17 protein-coding genes and 3 pseudogenes are annotated in these 16,210 nt (G+C 34.9%); 6 read left to right on the forward strand and 14 right to left on the reverse strand.

From position 1 onward, the window contains the following. Positions 1-489: 489 nt before the first annotated feature. The 7 genes and pseudogenes from P2Q73_RS19195 to P2Q73_RS19225 form a co-directional block, all read right to left on the reverse strand. Positions 490-1,029 (reverse strand): annotated as a pseudogene (locus tag P2Q73_RS19195) (T6SS immunity protein Tdi1 domain-containing protein). A gap of 60 nt (positions 1,030-1,089) precedes the next feature. Then, a pseudogene (locus tag P2Q73_RS19200) lies at positions 1,090-1,236 on the reverse strand (polymorphic toxin type 15 domain-containing protein); the annotation flags it as partial. Between the two features lie 339 nt (positions 1,237-1,575). Beyond that, positions 1,576-1,992, reverse strand: coding sequence for an immunity 70 family protein (locus P2Q73_RS19205; protein WP_275790163.1), 417 nt, complete (start codon positions 1,990-1,992; stop codon positions 1,576-1,578). A gap of 121 nt (positions 1,993-2,113) precedes the next feature. Next, complete coding sequence (locus P2Q73_RS19210; protein ID WP_275790166.1) at positions 2,114-2,656, reverse strand: hypothetical protein; 543 nt, start codon at positions 2,654-2,656, stop codon at positions 2,114-2,116. Between the two features lie 132 nt (positions 2,657-2,788). Continuing rightward, positions 2,789-3,277 (reverse strand): immunity protein YezG family protein, encoded by a 489-nt coding sequence (locus P2Q73_RS19215; RefSeq protein WP_275790169.1) that lies wholly within the window; start codon positions 3,275-3,277, stop codon positions 2,789-2,791. Beyond that, on the reverse strand, positions 3,278-3,481 hold the full coding sequence (locus P2Q73_RS19220) for a DNA/RNA non-specific endonuclease (protein WP_056827305.1): 204 nt from the start codon (positions 3,479-3,481) through the stop codon (positions 3,278-3,280). A gap of 5 nt (positions 3,482-3,486) precedes the next feature. Continuing rightward, positions 3,487-3,729, reverse strand: a complete 243-nt coding sequence (locus tag P2Q73_RS19225; RefSeq protein ID WP_056827307.1) for a hypothetical protein — start codon at positions 3,727-3,729, stop codon at positions 3,487-3,489. A gap of 190 nt (positions 3,730-3,919) precedes the next feature. On the opposite strand from P2Q73_RS19225, the gene P2Q73_RS19230 reads away from it, so the two are divergent. Further along, positions 3,920-4,144 carry a hypothetical protein gene (locus tag P2Q73_RS19230; RefSeq protein ID WP_053590047.1) on the forward strand — a complete coding sequence of 75 codons (225 nt, stop codon included), beginning with the start codon at positions 3,920-3,922 and terminating at the stop codon, positions 4,142-4,144. Positions 4,145-4,273: 129 nt separating this feature from the next. Here the strand turns inward: P2Q73_RS19230 and P2Q73_RS19235 are convergent, their stop codons facing one another. Both P2Q73_RS19235 and P2Q73_RS19240 read right to left on the reverse strand, forming a co-directional pair. Next, the gene (locus P2Q73_RS19235; protein WP_053590048.1) at positions 4,274-5,110 is read right to left on the reverse strand and encodes a YitT family protein; all 837 of its coding nucleotides are present in this window, start codon (positions 5,108-5,110) and stop codon (positions 4,274-4,276) included. Between the two features lie 78 nt (positions 5,111-5,188). Continuing rightward, positions 5,189-6,091, reverse strand: coding sequence for a LysR family transcriptional regulator (locus P2Q73_RS19240; RefSeq protein WP_053590049.1), 903 nt, complete (start codon positions 6,089-6,091; stop codon positions 5,189-5,191). Between the two features lie 256 nt (positions 6,092-6,347). Between P2Q73_RS19240 and P2Q73_RS19245 the strand changes: the two genes are divergently transcribed. Beyond that, positions 6,348-6,605, forward strand: a complete 258-nt coding sequence (locus P2Q73_RS19245) for a YciI family protein (RefSeq protein ID WP_275790178.1) — start codon at positions 6,348-6,350, stop codon at positions 6,603-6,605. Positions 6,606-6,689: 84 nt separating this feature from the next. Here P2Q73_RS19245 and P2Q73_RS19250 read toward each other — a convergent pair whose 3' ends face one another. Both P2Q73_RS19250 and P2Q73_RS19255 read right to left on the reverse strand, forming a co-directional pair. Further along, a complete protein-coding gene (locus P2Q73_RS19250) occupies positions 6,690-7,625 on the reverse strand; it encodes a Gfo/Idh/MocA family protein (RefSeq protein ID WP_275790181.1) in 936 nt (311 codons plus the stop codon). Between the two features lie 25 nt (positions 7,626-7,650). Next, positions 7,651-8,511 (reverse strand): annotated as a pseudogene (locus P2Q73_RS19255) (alpha/beta fold hydrolase). A gap of 468 nt (positions 8,512-8,979) precedes the next feature. On the opposite strand from P2Q73_RS19255, the gene P2Q73_RS19265 reads away from it, so the two are divergent. Both P2Q73_RS19265 and rraA read left to right on the forward strand, forming a co-directional pair. Next, positions 8,980-9,873 (forward strand): YgaP-like transmembrane domain, encoded by an 894-nt coding sequence (locus P2Q73_RS19265; protein WP_275790187.1) that lies wholly within the window; start codon positions 8,980-8,982, stop codon positions 9,871-9,873. Between the two features lie 169 nt (positions 9,874-10,042). Next, complete coding sequence (rraA, locus tag P2Q73_RS19270; protein ID WP_275790190.1) at positions 10,043-10,525, forward strand: ribonuclease E activity regulator RraA; 483 nt, start codon at positions 10,043-10,045, stop codon at positions 10,523-10,525. A gap of 72 nt (positions 10,526-10,597) precedes the next feature. On the opposite strand, the gene P2Q73_RS19275 is transcribed toward rraA, so the two are convergent. The 3 genes from P2Q73_RS19275 to P2Q73_RS19285 form a co-directional block, all read right to left on the reverse strand. Next, positions 10,598-11,320, reverse strand: a complete 723-nt coding sequence (locus tag P2Q73_RS19275; protein ID WP_275790193.1) for an exonuclease domain-containing protein — start codon at positions 11,318-11,320, stop codon at positions 10,598-10,600. Positions 11,321-11,435: 115 nt separating this feature from the next. Beyond that, complete coding sequence (locus tag P2Q73_RS19280) at positions 11,436-12,395, reverse strand: DUF294 nucleotidyltransferase-like domain-containing protein (protein WP_275790195.1); 960 nt, start codon at positions 12,393-12,395, stop codon at positions 11,436-11,438. 67 nt (positions 12,396-12,462) lie between these two features. Continuing rightward, positions 12,463-13,725 carry an ammonium transporter gene (locus P2Q73_RS19285; RefSeq protein ID WP_275790198.1) on the reverse strand — a complete coding sequence of 421 codons (1,263 nt, stop codon included), beginning with the start codon at positions 13,723-13,725 and terminating at the stop codon, positions 12,463-12,465. 682 nt (positions 13,726-14,407) lie between these two features. On the opposite strand from P2Q73_RS19285, the gene P2Q73_RS19290 reads away from it, so the two are divergent. Continuing rightward, the gene (locus P2Q73_RS19290) at positions 14,408-14,920 is read left to right on the forward strand and encodes a hypothetical protein (RefSeq protein ID WP_275790201.1); all 513 of its coding nucleotides are present in this window, start codon (positions 14,408-14,410) and stop codon (positions 14,918-14,920) included. A 196-nt stretch (positions 14,921-15,116) separates the two neighbouring features. Beyond that, complete coding sequence (locus P2Q73_RS19295; protein ID WP_275790203.1) at positions 15,117-16,199, forward strand: CotH kinase family protein; 1,083 nt, start codon at positions 15,117-15,119, stop codon at positions 16,197-16,199. Positions 16,200-16,210: the final 11 nt, after the last annotated feature.

Below are 16,210 nucleotides of genomic sequence, written 5' to 3' on the forward strand. Positions count from 1 at the left end.
GTTTTCAATGTTCATGTTTAAAATTTATTGCGTTGTCGTTTTGGCGACTTTAATATCATACCAAATCTCGTTATCTATGTCAACAACTTTTTTATTTTATTTTCGATGTGAATCGGTAATAAAAATGACAACTTGATTACTATACCACCCTTTTAAACTTATGGCAAGTCTTTTTCTCGAATTTCTAAATGAAGATGGTTGCATCATCAATCATTAATACTTAAGTAAAATAAAAAGTACCAGAATATAGCTAAACGTTTAATTGATGTGCTTTACAAAATGGCTAAAGGTTACGTTTACTAAATCTATATTATAGAAAAAACTCTAATGATGATGAAAATATTTCTTATCAACAATTAAAGAACAAGTAAGAAAGAAAGTTATTGATTAAAGCACTTGTTATTTAGCAAATAGATGTCACCCTTTGGCACTATGTAGACCCACAATAATCAAGTACTTATAATTAATTCTGTAACACAATCCTTAACATTAATGAACTGGTCCCATAAATTCAGTAATAATAAAAATATGTTCCTTCAATTTGACTTTTTTAAATTCTCTACTTTTTCTGCCCCACCTAAACCTAATAGAGGAGTGTATCCAAAACACTCGTCATAGTTAGTGGCACTGTATTTACTAATTGCTTCAGGATAAGGTTGCCACATTAATTCATCGTTCATAAAGTCATTATCTTTTAAATCATCAAAAAAGAATTCAAATCCGGATGAAACAACATTAACAGATCCTTTCCTAAAGTTTAATAAATTTACATACTTATCTTTTTCCCATACTATAATATCACCCATTGCGGTTGTAAAAATAGGAATCGCCTGCTCATGCCTTAGATAACTTCTCTCTAAAATCTATAATCGTCTGGATTAATAACTTTTAAAAAGTCATTTACGAAAGCACCAAAACCATATTTTTCCATGTTTCTATTAATTCTTCAGGAAGTTTATCCTTATATTTTAAAATAACAACTTCATCAACTGTTTCATTTTTTATAAAATCGCTAAATATTGTTTCCAATTAAAATACCCTCCTTTGATTATTGAGTTAATTCACATTTAAATAAGTATTCTTTAGCTGCTAAGGTGTCATATTCTTAGCAATTTTCCTAATTTGTTCATCAACAACATCAATTCTATATTTCCATTGTGAACCTATCGAGGAATTTACTCTTCTATCCCCTAAACCTCCAATAATGTCTTCTCTTCCTCCAGATATTTGATCTGGATTATGAAGTGCTACTTATGTTTCCAGCCATTCTGAAGCTTACTGTGTCGCATCTGCTCTGGAAGGTCCTTGTTTTCGCAGTTTAGCAATTTTATCTTTAAGTGCTTCTTGTCTAGCTGATAATTTACTGGTTATTTATAAGAGATGAAATACATTAAATAGGGTATACGTTTTAAAGGTGTTGTAAGTACTATATAATTTGTTAATACATCATCAATTGATTATAAGGGTTATCACTATTCTATTATTCTACAAGCGGTTTATTTGACACTCCGTACCACCTAAACTATAAAAAATGACCTTGATATAATTTCAAGGTCATCAATAGAAGGGTATTATTTATAAGCTTTCTATATAAACATCTGAATTAGTTTTTAGTCCCTTCTCTAATGCTTTCATTAACATATCTATTAAGTCCTCACCTTCACTTGTTATAAAGTAATTAGATAAGTTTGTGATATCCTTACTAATATTATCACCCCAAGGTGGTCTTTTAGATAGATCTTCAATATCCCATATTACTTGTGATGGACTATAATTCTGTAATTTCTTTTTTATTACTTCTAATTCAGTTATAGCACTATCAATATTCTCATTCTCAAGTTTCCCGTTATAGAGTTCATTTAATAAGAAGGGATACTCAGTTCCCCAACCATTTCGCTCTAAATGATAGCTTATTGTAGAGAAAAAAGAATGTAAGAAATCGCCATGCCCTACTTGATACCAGTAATATTTCACCTTAAATCCCACAGCCATTCTTCTCACCTCAATCAATTTGTTTTAAATCTTATATCTACTTTACCATTTGTTTTATTCATAATCTTTTCATACAATTCATCTAAAATTTCATCTGATACATTTTGTCCTCTAATATCAATTATAACAGATGTTTTGTATCGTTAGGCAAATCACTTAATCTTTTTTCTACCTGCTTTGACACGTTATTAACTAATCTGCTACGTCCGCTTGAAGTAGTAATCTTATAATTTTTCACCTCAATAATATGCCCGGTCTGATACAAATCTGGTCTAGAACTACCTTTTTCTCCATAAGGAACTTCTTTACCATCTTTAAAAGACTTTTGAGCATTATACTCAGGGAAATCCTTCTCTACATCAATTTCAGATTGTTTCCATGACGGTCTAGTTTTATCTATACCCTTACCAGCATCCTTAGCATTTTCCCCAGCTTTCAATAAATCATGGCCAGTATCCGCGACTTTTAAAGGTTTGACGAAAGTAAAGGCAGCTGCTTCTATCCGTTCGTTTACTGTCGCTTCAGGTCCCACGATGGTTGCAATGTCTCCTAAAAAGAAGTCATAGGAGGCCATTGTAAATGGCGCTAAACCATCGGGTGTTCCTAATCCATTTCCGCCCATAACTTTTCTTTTGCCTTCGAAAGTGACCATAATTGATATCAATCTCTAATGTCTGCTTAATATTGATTATAATATTGCTTAATTTAATCATAAATGCCTTTAACAAAAAACCTTGAAAAGCATATAGCAAATCAAGGTTTAAATATCATTATATTTTTATTAACGTAGGTATGTTTATTTAGTATTATTGTTAATATTTTTTTTATACTCTTCAATTATCTTGAAATCTCGTTGTCTATTCTCGTTTGGGATGATGCCTAATTTTTCATATCCCCAAATTACTTGTTGCTCATAACTGTCATCATTTTCTAAATTTCTATAATTATAGTCAATATTAAATTTTCCATTTGAAGTTAATTCAAATGTTAAATTAGTCCATTGTTCTTGTTTTTGATTTTTAAATTCAAACCATAATTCTTTTAGATATTCATATAATTGGTGTAATTGCCTATTAAATTCGCCTTCATTAATATTATCCATATCTTCAATATCTAAACTATAAATAGGTGTTTCTTTTTTATGAGGATAGTAGTAGAAATAAGTTCGATTACTCCACTCTGTTACTTCGGAATATAATAATACTTTATCCCAAGATTCAGGAATAATAAAATTTAAGTGTTGTCCTATTTTTTGATACAGTTGCTCCATTTTTTCTTTGTTCATTTATTTACCTCCATATATGTTTTCCAAGACTTCCACAGATTTTTTACCATCAATTTTATACTTCATTTCAAATCTACTTGGTCGTAAAGACTGACCTTCATATATTGGTTTTACATCTACCGACACTTGTTGACCTTCTTTCAAAGCTTTTGCCCAAGAATATTCAAGTTTTTTATAAGCACTTACATTAACATTCCCATTCATTGCAACTATAAATCGTCTTTTTGATATCGATATCCATTTGTTTCATATTTTACATTCGGCTTTAATTTAAGTTCATCTAAAAAATGACTATCATCTTTAATAACATTATTAACAATCTTACTACCTTCACCCGTACCCTTACCAGCATCCTTAGCATTTTCCCCAGCTTTCAATAAATCATGGCCAGTATCCTCGACTTTTAAAGGTTTGACGAACGTGAAGGCAGCTGCTTCTATCCGCTCGTTCACTGTCGCTTCCGGTCCAACGATGGTCGCAATGTCTCCTAAAAGAAAAGGTGCGAAACCATCTGGAGTTCCTGATGATGGCGTTGAACCATAGATTTTAATTAACTCTTATCTTCTACTTAAAGTTCTATTTTTTCATCAGAATCATAAAATAAATAGATTCTAACTTTTAATGTGTAAAGGGGACAAGAAGATGTTTGCTGTATTTTTTTATGAAAATAATTCTATTGTATTAAATCAAGCTTTAAGAAATATACCTTCTATTGATGAAGATATTAGAATTAAGGGACGTAAAGGAAAAGTTACTGGTGTTCAGGAGATGGAAGAAAACATTATTCATGTACAAGTAGAGTTTGAAAAAGTAGTGGACAAAAACAAAAATGCTCTGAAAGATCTTGGGAAAAATAAAAAGAGATAACTCAAATTGAAAAACGCATCCACTCATTAATCGGAAAAGCCCTCACGTGCTTAATCACTGAGGGCTACAAACATTATTAAGTTTCGAAATTACCATGATAAATTATTTAAGATTAAGTAATCTTGAATATTAGCTAGTGCTAAAACTACTACCTAATACGTCACGAACTTCATGGACGACAACAAATGCCTGATCGTCAACATTGCTGACGGTCTGTTTCAATTGGACTAATTCCTGTTGGTTGATGACAATATAGAGAACATCTTTTTGGTTCTGGCTATAACCCCCACGACCTTCCAAAATCGTCACGCCGCGTGTCATGTTATCTAAGATAAATTGACGAATCGCTTCTGAGTGCTCTGAAATGATCGTTACTGCTGTCCGGTTATTCAGCCCTTCAATTACATAATCGATTACTTTAGATCCTAAGAACACCGCAACAAGAGTATACATCGCTTTTTCCTGACCGATAATGAATACCGAACCAGCAATAACAATAATATCAATCACGAGGACACCCTTCCCTAGACTCCAGCCTAAATATTGATTGGCTAAACGTGCTAGAATAGCTGATCCTCCTGAGGTTCCACCTGCCCTAAACATCATGCCAAGACCCAGACCTACAAACACTCCTGAGAATAAAGCGGCAAGCAATGTGTCTCCATTCAATTGATGGCCAACGTCTTCCGTTATGAACAGAAAAAATGATGAAAAAATTATCCCAAGTACTGTATAAATCATTGTTTTTTTATCAAAAAACTTATAACCTACCGCTAAAAGAATTGCATTGATCAGAAGGTTCACGATACCAGGTGACCAATCAAATAAATAATGAGTAATCACCGTGACCCCGATGATGCCTCCTTCGGATAATCGGTATGGGATTGCGAAATAGTTAATACCGATTGCGAATAATAGAGACCCTATAACAATTAATAATATTTCCTTGATACTTTTCTGTGTCATTTAATTCCTCCTACAAATTGAACCCGGCAAAAAATAGGGCGTTTAGCCGCGATTCGGCCAAACGCCACGTTATGTAGTTTACTGTTGGTCTTCCAGCTCCCATTTCTTTGCATGTTTCTGAATTATTTCCATTAATATTTTCATTGCTGGCGTCACCCACTTATCCTTATGAAACGCAAGTTGAGTAGTCACGAATTCCTCATTGTGCACCCAAGGCAACGCAACCAGACTGCCTCGTTCCAGCTCATCTTTTACAGTCATCAAGGGTAAATAGGATAGACCTAATCCGCATTTGACTGATTGCTTAATGGCCTCGATATTCCAAAAAGTGATACGCGAACAGCTAACTCCCTCTTCTTTGATCCATCTTTCAAGCAAATCTCGATAACTGCCCGACTCCGTAAGAAGTAACACTTCTCCCTCCAATTCGGTTGGAGTAATTACTGCTTTGTCACATAAACGGTGACCTGGTGGAGCAATCATCACCAATGTCTCTTTAACTAAATCGCTTGTGACAATATCTGGACCTAATTTTTCAGGATTTGTAAATAATGCTAAATCAAACTTTCCGGATTTCAATTCATTGTTAAGTTCCTGGCTTTCGGATGGTTGCAAAATAAGATGGACATTTGGGTAAGTTCTCTTAAACTCGTACAGTATTGTTGGCAACCTGTATACCATTAACGATTCATTTGCACCAATCAAGACGGTACCAGAAGGCTCCATATTTAACCGTGAAGAATCGATTGCTTCCTGGTAAAGCTGTAGTATTTCCTTTGCATACGATGCTAGATGTGTCCCAGCATCCGTCAAAACAACAGTTTTTCCTAGCCGGTCAAAGAGACGATTCCCAACAGCTTCCTCCAGTGCCCTAATATGATTAGTAACCGTGGATTGTGTATAACCCAATTGTTCACCAGCGCGCGTAAATCCACCACACTCCGCGACAACTAAAAAGGTTTTTAGGTTACGAAGCTCCATAGTTATTCCCCCTATACGAATAATATTCTTCATATTGTATAGGAATCAGATCGGAAAGACGATATTTTTTACTCCCAACGAATAGTATAATATTCGAATCTAAATTAATGAAATGAATTAATTTAATTAAAATCATTCAAAATTTTAGGGTTAATGTTAAAATATTTAATACGAATTATAAATCTTTTGAAATTAAACTATTAAAGATAAGTTTTTGCTACAATAGCCTTTAAATACTTTATTAAGAAGAACCACAATGGAAAAATTACAGTTTTTGTATCAACTTAAACTTATTCCTTCCTTATTAGATCAAGCAAATTGGACTGAAAAAGAAAATGAAGGAAGGCTCCTGTTAGCTGGTAGAACTTTGAACTTAGACCCAATCGGAATTGTTATTTTAGAAGTTGACACAGAGGAAGAAGCATTTGAACTTATGCATAACGACCCCGCTGTAAAAGAAGGGATAATGGAAGCACAACTATTTCCTTACCGAGTTGCTTTATACAAGAAGTAAAAACAATGAATAAATCGGCATTTTAACGAGAAAGAGCCCTCCTTTTTTACCGGAGAGCTCTTTGTTTCCTAATTAATTCCAACGTCATTTCAACAATTCGTCAATCCATTTTTGTACTTTCAAACCTTCTTCAAATGAAACAACTAAGGACTCCTTGCCGTTTAACAAGCCATGGCATGCATCCAGAAGACTCTGCGGCTGATTGTCGAGTACAACTTGAACAGCTTCTTGGTCTATTTCACTTACCCAGAGTTCTGACCAATTTCTGATTGTCATTACTTTTTTTGTTCCCAGAACCTTAAATTCTAGAAGTTCTTCCCGTCCAATTCCTGACAGGCTATTTAAAATAATCGGTATCCCACTTTCAGTCTTAGCAATTGCCGACACACCTGTTTCACATAGATCCTCATTTTCTGGGTAGGTTGTATAGTGGGAGGAAATCGTAAAATTACCGAACAGATGATACATAAGTTGTAAATAATGTGGAAATATTTCTCTTATGAAGCCTCCTTGTTCTCTTGAAGCAATCCAAGGATTTTGTTGCCATTTCCTTGGCCAATGCGGAAAATATGTATGCAGCTCTATCTTGACAATATCACCAAGCGAAGCTGACGTAATCTCTTTTTTAAGACTTTGTATAGCAGGACTATACATTAACGGAAAATGCATCGCTGTCTTAATATTTGCTTCCTCTGATGCTTTTACCATTCTCCATCCATCGTCCGTATCATGAGCAAGAGGTTTTTCAGAGAGAATATTTAAACCATGCTCAGCTATTAGCTCAGCTAGTGGAGCATGACTTACCGGTGGTGTCCCGATATATACCCAATTTGGTTTTGTTTGTAAAAGCTCGTTTAACGATTCAGCCATCGGAAGTTGGTATTTTGTTGATATTTCCTTTAGTCTTATCTTATTCTCATCGAATATGGAAACAATTTCGCAATTAGGATGAGCCAAAATCTGATTAATAATACGCTCCCCAACGATTCCTGTCCCAATTAACGCAAATGTAGTTTTCATAAAATTACTCCCTTTCTGCCTTTACTTATTTATTTTCACTTTTTTCCTTTATCCATTTCTTCACCTCTTTTGTTGTTCGATTCGGTTCATCCCACTGGAGCATATGCCCTGCACCTTCCATTGGTATCACAGTTAGATCATCTATATGATCCATTAACTGCGACATCCCAATTCTTCTTGCATCATCCAAATTTTCAGGATTAGTAGCATGAATTAACAGGAGTGGAACCTTAATAAAAGGATAAACTTCCACAAAAGGTTCTTCAAAAAATGCTTTTATAATGGATAAGACAGTGATTTTAGAAGCGACTAGCTCAAATCGTACATCTTTCTTTTTGAATAGAGATGCGACATACCTCTCTTTGTTTTCATCCCATTTTTTCGTATAGGTATTATACTCTTCAAAGATACTCTCTAAATCAGTAAACACAGAACGATCCATATAATCATTCCATCCAGCAATCGCATAGTCAAAATCCATTTCAAGTTGGTTTTGCGGAAAGGTGAAGCCTCCATCCAACAGAATAATCCCTAATACATCAAAAGGATTATGCTTTGTAAAATAGAGGGCTAAATCTGCTCCCCATGAATGCCCCATTATATAGAAAGGTTTTGGTAAGATTTGTTGAATTACTTGCCGATACTATCTTGCTAATGCAGAAAACAAATAATCACTTTCTTTATCGAATGAGGATGTTTTCCCATGACCTGGACTATCAAAGATGATAAGATGAAAATCTTTTTCTAAGAGAAATGCTATATCTGAAAAACTATAGAAGCCATTGCCTACAAGCCCGTGGAAACATATAATCGTTAAATTGTTTTTATTACCAAATTCAAAGTAATTAACAGTGCACCCACTCTTTGTTATATTGTAACTTCGCAAATTAGCTCACCCCTAATCTTTCTCGCCCTCCTATCCCCTATTTCATACAACAGACATACTCCGATTGTTAAAAAGCATTAGAAATTAATCAGGAGGAAATACTGTCTAAAAGATATGTATATTGTTTGACAATATTATTCTGATTTCATTACCTTCCCTAATAGTCTTTTTAGAATCGTAATCGCAACTTGTTAAAACGAATAATCAGCAAACGATTGGGGATTCTAATGTTGAATTGGAATGAACATGTGGCTCAAATAAGTTATAAAAAATTAATCAATCACATGTTTACATTAGATTTTTGAACTTCTTTCATTTCTTGCATAAATGATCGGAACCAAAAATCTATATATTCCCTTTCACAAGAAATGTATTCACTTGTTGTAGTATCTTTAATCCAATAGTAGCATATCTACCGTATTACTAAAGCTCATTTTTGATAATTCAGATAGGAGGAATTCCAAACAAATGACCAATAAACCACAACAAAACATCGGTTCAAAAAGTGCATTTACTCGTTTCATGATGGGATCAGTGATGACCGCATACGGTACTGCACAACTAATGCGAAATCCTAAAAGCAGAAGCGGTCAAATGCTCATCATGTTTGGTGCAATGACAGCTGCGGAAGGTGCAACTAAATATTGCCCGTCAAAAGCAATGGGTTCAACCATGTTGAATAGTAACATGATACAAAAAATGATGAACAAAAATGCTTCTCTAAGTACATTAGCTGGGGCCGGCGCTACTAGCGGAACTCAATTTTTGCAAAGTTCTACAAGTGGAAATACTACTCAAGCAAGCGGAAACATCATGCAAATGATCGGAAATATTGCACAAAAATTAACTAGCGGAAATGCTGCTCAAAATAATAAGGCAGGAACTCAAAACATGAGTAGTGGTAATCAACAAAATAGCCAGAGTGGCAACATTGCTCAGACAATCGGAAATGCTGCCCAACAAATGACAAGTGGAACTGCTGCTCAAACTATTGGTAACATTGCTCAAACCGTTGCACCACAAGTTGGTCAAATGATGAATAGCGCGGCTAGTATGACTGGAACACAAAATCCTGCTGGAACGAATAATGTTAAGAAACAAGCATCTGCTACAGGTGGAGCATCAAAGACGAACGGTATTGCAACAAATGGGACATCTAATGTACAGAAAAATGCTTCTGCCAAATCAACTAATAGTAATAACAAGCAAGCTACATCCTCGAATGGGAACAACAATCAAAATACAAATGCAACAAAACCTCTTTTAGACGGTGCAGCCAATAAAGATATTGCAGCTTCATCGGTCATAAATGCTTCAAATTCAACTGACAAAAATACAACTTCATCAAATATTTTGCAATAATGATAAAACCTGTCACCACTCATATTGTGGAGACAGGTTTTTAGTATGCATAAAAAGTGTAATAAGCAAGATAATAGGAAACAAAAAAACTTAATTTTTTGACACTTCAATACTATAATGATAAATATGTAATACTTGTAATCTTTTATTATAACTAGGAGGCGGAATAATGAACTTTAAAACGACTGATTTATGTGATGATTTTTCAAATGAGATTCAAGTAATCGGTTCAGATTTTATATCATACGGAAAAAAGAAAAGTTTTTCAGGACCTATTAGCACTGTCAAAGTATTTGAAGACAATGTCTTAGTAAAGCAATCTCTCGAAAATATACCATCAGGAAATGTTTTAGTAGTAGACGGCGGAGGATCTCGCAGATGTGCTTTATTAGGAGATCGTCTTGCTGAAATCGCTCAAGATAGAGGATTAGCCGGAGTCATTATAAATGGTTGTGCACGCGATACTTCAGAGCTATCCAAATTGGAAATTGGCATTTTTGCATTAGGAAGCAACCCATTAAAAAGTCAAAAAGCAGGAAAAGGTGAACAAGACGTAGCTGTTCAATTTTTAGGAGTCGAATGGAATCCAGGTTACTTTGTATACGCCGACGAGGACGGCGTCATCGTTTCTAAACGAAAACTAGTAGATTAACGAAAAAATCAGCTACTAATAATAATTATCAAAAAAGACCTGCATAAGCATTTCATGCAGGTCTTTCAAGTTTCACATTCTTGCAAACCGATTATAAACATCATGCAATGTTTCACATCCAATTAGTTGCGCTTTTTCTAAGTAAATGCTCCATAGTTTTGCGGTCATTTTCGCATCACCTAATGCGTGATGACGACCTACTACAGGAATGTTGTTGTGACTACATAATTCTTCTAACGTCGTCATATTCATTTTAGGTTCAATTATTTTAAAGAGAAAAGATGTATCCACAATTCGATGTTTGAAAGGTGTGCGAAACAATAGAGAACTTGCAGATTGCAAGAAGTTCCTTTCATGAGTAGCGTGATGAGCAACTAAAGTGCAGTCTTGTTTATATTCAAGAAAATTTATAATAACATCTGCTAATGGCTTTGCTTCTAATACTTGTTCATTGGTAATGCCAGTTAATTGCACAATATGCTCTGGTATTTCCTTTTCATAACGGACTAAAGAATAAAAATTATCTTCTTCGAGAATGGTCGTGCCATACATTTTTGTTGCACCAATGGAAAGTATTCCATCTCCTTTTTCTGGAGAAAAGCCAGTTGTTTCTATATCAAACACGACGACATTTAACTCATGTAAGGGTATATTTAAAGCATCTTCTTGATTCATTTCTTTCTGCAAATGTCTTAAAAAGGCCATTTGTTGGGTATTTCGTATATCCCCAAGACCGATGTTCGTCCGCTTTCCTTGAAGCCCACGTAAAATTTGCATAAATGGTTCAAATGCCATATCTAACACCCTTTTTCTGTTCAAAAACACCTTAGCGTATTTGTGTACAAATTCATGCCACCATACTATCCTAATCAAAATTCATTACTTTCTCTGTAACAGTTAACATGAATCATTATTTGGATAAAGTGAAAGCTATCACTTCATCATGAAGCCTTTTACCATCCTTTATAATTCTCTTTATTCCTTTACGCTCTTCTTTAGATAATTTTTCTATATTTAAATAATGCGTATCTGTATAAGTTTCAGCTCGAAATAAAGACAAACGATAGTTTAATAAGTCTGCAAAATTTTTTTCACAATTATGCAGAAGTTTTTCATAACCACTTTGGCGGATCAATGTGTTCATTCGGGTTAATGTAGAATTTTCATAAATCCCCTCTTTAATAGAGAGTAATCGAACAGAGTTAACATAAGGTAAAAAGGCTGCATACTTCAAATTCACACATCCTTGATAAACACCATGTTGCTCCACTAAAATTTGCCCAAATGGTCCTATGACATTTTTTACATGCATAACATTAGCGATAAAACGATGGAAGAGATTCGGGCTTTGCAATTGATAATGATAAATGAAGTATTTTAATCGATGGATATAGCCGAGTTTACCGTGTAATACTCTTGCATCAAAAAAAATTTGTAAATACCTAATATTCTCCCAGCTTTCATTTTCCATCCATTCCCGAAGTTGTGTATGCCAGCCTTGAAATGACTTGCACCAGATTGGATTAGAGCTCATAATATTCCCTTGACAATACGGATAACCAGTAATATTAAGTCCACATGATAGTTCTTCACCAAGCTTTTTAAAGTACTCATCATTTTCTTCATTCGATATTGCATAAACGATACCATGATCCTGATCACTTATAACGCCCTGTTCAAATCGTCCGCCACTCCCTGTTATAAACCATGTAAAGTCGCATGGAGGACTCTCACTTTTCATTTTGCATTTGGCTATTCCCATTACTTTGTGCATCACAAGATCATGAAAATCATTGAGAGAAACAGTATCATCTAGAAAGGTAGTAATATTTTCATCCTTCCATTCTCTAATAGATTCATACGTTTCCACAATAACACTTCCTTTTAAGCAAAAAGCCCCTGATACAGAGGCTTTTTATTGTTGAGTTATAATTATTTTATGATTTCGATTCCTCTAAAATCATTTGTTCTGGATACCCATAATTACCGTGTTCGCTCATATCTAAGCCCATGATTTCTTCTTCTTCAGAAACACGAATGCCACCCATTACTTTTTTCATTATAAATAAGATAGCATAGGAAACTATGAAAGCAAATAGACCACAAGCGACAACCCCCATTAATTGGACCCCTAATTGTTCCAATCCACCACCATAAAATAATCCTGGTTTACCAACACTTGCAAGCTCTGGTGTGGCAAAGAATCCTGTTGACAAAGTACCCCACACACCAGCCGCTCCATGTACTGATAGCGCATAAATTGGATCATCAATTTTTCTCTTTTCAAAGAATCTAGCGCTGTGGAATACAAGTACTCCAGCTATAAAACCAATAATAACAGATGCCCAAACATCTACAAATGCACAGGAAGCTGTAATGGCAACTAAGCCTGCTAATGCTCCATTTAATATAGTTGTAATATCTGATTTTCCTAATACGACCCAAGAGATTAACGTTGCAGCAACTGCGCCTGCACCAGCAGCAAGTGTAGTATTTAAAGCAACAAACCCAAAGAATGCTCCATCTACTGATACTGTACTTCCTGCGTTGAATCCAAACCAACCAACCCAAAGGATTAATACTCCTAATGTCGTATAAACTTGGTTATGACCTGCAAGATTATTAGCTGACCCGTCTTTGTTGAATTTGCCGATTCTCGGTTTAAGCAACATTGTTGCAGCTAACGCTGCCATTGCCCCAGTTAAATGAACTACTGTAGAACCCGCAAAATCTTGCTTACCGTGCTCCGCTAACCAGCCACCACCCCATACCCAGTGAGCAATAATAGGATATACAATAATTCCGAAAAGAATGGTAAAGATCACATAAGCTGAAAATTTTGCACGCTCAGCAAATCCTCCAAGAGCAATTGTCACAGCAATGCCTGCAAAAGCTAGTTGGAATACAAAAAATACAGTTGTGGCAAGACCAGCATCTTCGATAAGACTCCCATCGTAGAAAAAGTCTGACATTCCAACAAAGAAATTTGCATTACCCCCAAAAATAAAACCGTAACCTAGTGCCCAAAACACTAATGAAGCTAAACCAAATGTGAAAATGGTTTTCCCCGCAACGTGACCCGCATTTTTCATCCGTGTAGATCCAGCTTCCAGAAGGATAAATCCTCCAACCATAAAAATAACTAAAATTGCAGCAACCATCGTCCATAAACTGTTCATCAAATACATGACTTCTTCCATTAAATTACTCCCCCTTTTTATTATGTTATGTTAAATAACTTAATCATGTTAGGAAACATAACATCATTTATATAATATTTATTTTACTTGTATTTTTCTTTAAGTCAATACCATTATCAGAATTTATTTTATTTTATGTTAATAAAAGTAACATCTGAGAGAGTTATCGGTCCTCTTAACTTTACTAAGGATTTTAATGGAGGGATAAAAACGAAAAATAAATCGTAAAAACTTACTTCATATCCTTCTCTTTTCTTTGTTCGTTTTAGGTTGTGGATGGGTTGCTCGATCCGTGGACTTGCAAGTGAGAACAACTAATCGGGAGATGCGATTGTCGATCCTCTATAACGTCTAAGAGTTCGTCCAGAAGGCATCATAACGATTGTGATATAACAGCCATTGTCGCTTTATGGCTGTACACAAGAAATATGAAAACTGATTTTATCAGTAGGAAGAATAATACCCAATTCAATAATTTTCTATAAAAGGACTACACCCAAGTCGTAGCATTACGCCATTAGGTAAATCATTCTTGGAGGGGAAATAATTATGTCTCTAAATAACAACGAAATGTCTTTTCATTGATTGAGTTATTTGTCCCTTCAACAATAAATACGTTGCGTATTATAATCTAAATCTGTTATTAAGGAGGTGCCTGTTATGGGAGGAAAAAAAGGTAATAGTGGTAGTTCATCTTCTGGAAGCTCGTCTACTGGTTCTACATCTTCAAGTCACTCTTCAAGTAGCTCTTCTAGTCGCTCTTCAAATCATTCTTCAAGTAGTAAATCACATGGCAAAAAAGGTAATAGTAGTAGTTCGTCTACTGGTAGCTCGTCTTCAAACAGTTCTTCAAGTAGTAAATCACATGGCAAAAAAGGTAATAGTGGTAGTTCGTCTACTGGTAGCTCGTCTACTGGAAGTTCATCTACTCACAGCTCTTCTTCAAGTAGTTCTTCAAGTAGTAAATCACATGGCAAAAAAGGTAATAGTAGTAGTTCGTCTACTGGTAGTTCGTCTACTGGTAGCTCGTCTACTGGAAGTTCATCTACCCACAGCTCGTCTTCAAGAAGTTCTTCAAGTAGTAGCTCACGTGGCAAAAGGAAATAGTAGTAGTTCGTCTACTGGTAGCTCGTCTTCAAGTAGCTCTTCTTCACAAACCACATTTACTATAAACCCATTTAAAAGAAAAAGTTAGAAGCCTTCCTTTAATCAATTTCCATTAGGTTAAGGGAAGCTTTTAATCCTAAGTAGTTGATTAATGCTAAATTCTATTCATTTTACTGACTACTAACATAGCCCTCGTAAAAAGAAAAGTACTAAGGCTATGTTAGTAGTCAGCTCCAGCCATAGCATAGCATTTTACTAGCCATTAAATAGCAGGAGGTGATTACATGTCAAATCTAATTCCTTCTTATTTCTTAAAGATTAAAGAAGAAGACCTAAACCGTTTAAGAAAGAATCTAAGAAATGATGACTCTGTTTCCAGCAAGTTGAAGGTTGATAAAACCGTTTATGATATAAACATTGCCTATCGCGGTGCTTATACACGAAAGTTTCGAAAACGATCCTATGTGATTGATTTCGATTCTGAAATGTTTTTTGGAGCTCGTAAAATACATCTTAATGCAGAATACAGAGATCCGTCTCTTATTCGAAATAAACTATCGCTCGACTTCTTTCAAGACCTTGGTGTTCTTTCTCCAGAAAGTCAGCATATAAACTTTTACAGAAACGGAACTTTTAAAGGGGTATATCTTCAATTGGAATCCGTAGATGATCTATTTTTGAAAAAAAGAGGGTTACCAGCTGGTCCCATTTATTATGCCATCAACAATGATGCAAATTTTTCCTTTACTAGAGACGAGAAGCCAAAGGAATCGCTTTTAGACGGCTATATACAAGCGTCAGGAGATCCATCAGACGATGACTTTCTTCATGAATTGATTACCATCGTAAATACGACGCCACAATCTAAGTTTCTCGAAGAAGTCTCCCAGTATATTAATATGGACAAATACTTGAACTGGTTGGTCGGGGCAATTTGCACAATGAACAACGACGGTTTTACTCACAACTACGCCCTTTATCGCAATAGTGAGACACGTATGTTCGAAATACTCCCTTGGGATTATGATGCGACTTGGGGTCGAAAAGTCAGCGGTGGAATCATGGAGCATACTTACGTTCCTATTGAAGGCAAAAAAGGAAATCATCTATTATATCTTCTCATCCAATTACCGGAATTTCGAAGGCTTTATAAAGAAGTATTAGAAGAAATCTTGGAAACTAAGTTTACGGTTAAGTACATGGAAAATAAAGTACTAGATTTACATCAATTAGTCCGTCCCAATCTCCTTCTAGATCCTTATAAAAATAATAAGGTTGATATTTTTGATAATGAGCCAGAAATCATTTTTCAATTTATTCGTGACCGAAATAATTATTTAAAAGAGCAATTAAAGAATCTTAAATAAATAATATTTAT

Origin of the sequence: Bacillus sp. Cr_A10 (genome assembly GCF_029222665.1) — a bacterium.
GTDB lineage: Bacteria > Bacillota > Bacilli > Bacillales_A > Planococcaceae > Psychrobacillus.

What these genes read in the sequence shown, in the direction of transcription:
- rraA (WP_275790190.1), top strand. Translation starts at nt 10,043, where the DNA reads ATGAACTTTAAAACGACTGATTTATGTGATGATTTTTCAAATGAGATT.
- P2Q73_RS19235 (WP_053590048.1), bottom strand. Translation starts at nt 5,110, where the DNA reads ATGACACAGAAAAGTATCAAGGAAATATTATTAATTGTTATAGGGTCT.
- P2Q73_RS19230 (WP_053590047.1), top strand. Translation starts at nt 3,920, where the DNA reads ATGTTTGCTGTATTTTTTTATGAAAATAATTCTATTGTATTAAATCAA.
- P2Q73_RS19285 (WP_275790198.1), bottom strand. Translation starts at nt 13,725, where the DNA reads ATGGAAGAAGTCATGTATTTGATGAACAGTTTATGGACGATGGTTGCT.
- P2Q73_RS19205 (WP_275790163.1), bottom strand. Translation starts at nt 1,992, where the DNA reads ATGGCTGTGGGATTTAAGGTGAAATATTACTGGTATCAAGTAGGGCAT.
- P2Q73_RS19220 (WP_056827305.1), bottom strand. Translation starts at nt 3,481, where the DNA reads ATGAATGGGAATGTTAATGTAAGTGCTTATAAAAAACTTGAATATTCT.
- P2Q73_RS19295 (WP_275790203.1), top strand. Translation starts at nt 15,117, where the DNA reads ATGTCAAATCTAATTCCTTCTTATTTCTTAAAGATTAAAGAAGAAGAC.
- P2Q73_RS19245 (WP_275790178.1), top strand. Translation starts at nt 6,348, where the DNA reads ATGGAAAAATTACAGTTTTTGTATCAACTTAAACTTATTCCTTCCTTA.
- P2Q73_RS19215 (WP_275790169.1), bottom strand. Translation starts at nt 3,277, where the DNA reads ATGAACAAAGAAAAAATGGAGCAACTGTATCAAAAAATAGGACAACAC.
- P2Q73_RS19240 (WP_053590049.1), bottom strand. Translation starts at nt 6,091, where the DNA reads ATGGAGCTTCGTAACCTAAAAACCTTTTTAGTTGTCGCGGAGTGTGGT.
- P2Q73_RS19250 (WP_275790181.1), bottom strand. Translation starts at nt 7,625, where the DNA reads ATGAAAACTACATTTGCGTTAATTGGGACAGGAATCGTTGGGGAGCGT.
- P2Q73_RS19265 (WP_275790187.1), top strand. Translation starts at nt 8,980, where the DNA reads ATGACCAATAAACCACAACAAAACATCGGTTCAAAAAGTGCATTTACT.
- P2Q73_RS19275 (WP_275790193.1), bottom strand. Translation starts at nt 11,320, where the DNA reads ATGGCATTTGAACCATTTATGCAAATTTTACGTGGGCTTCAAGGAAAG.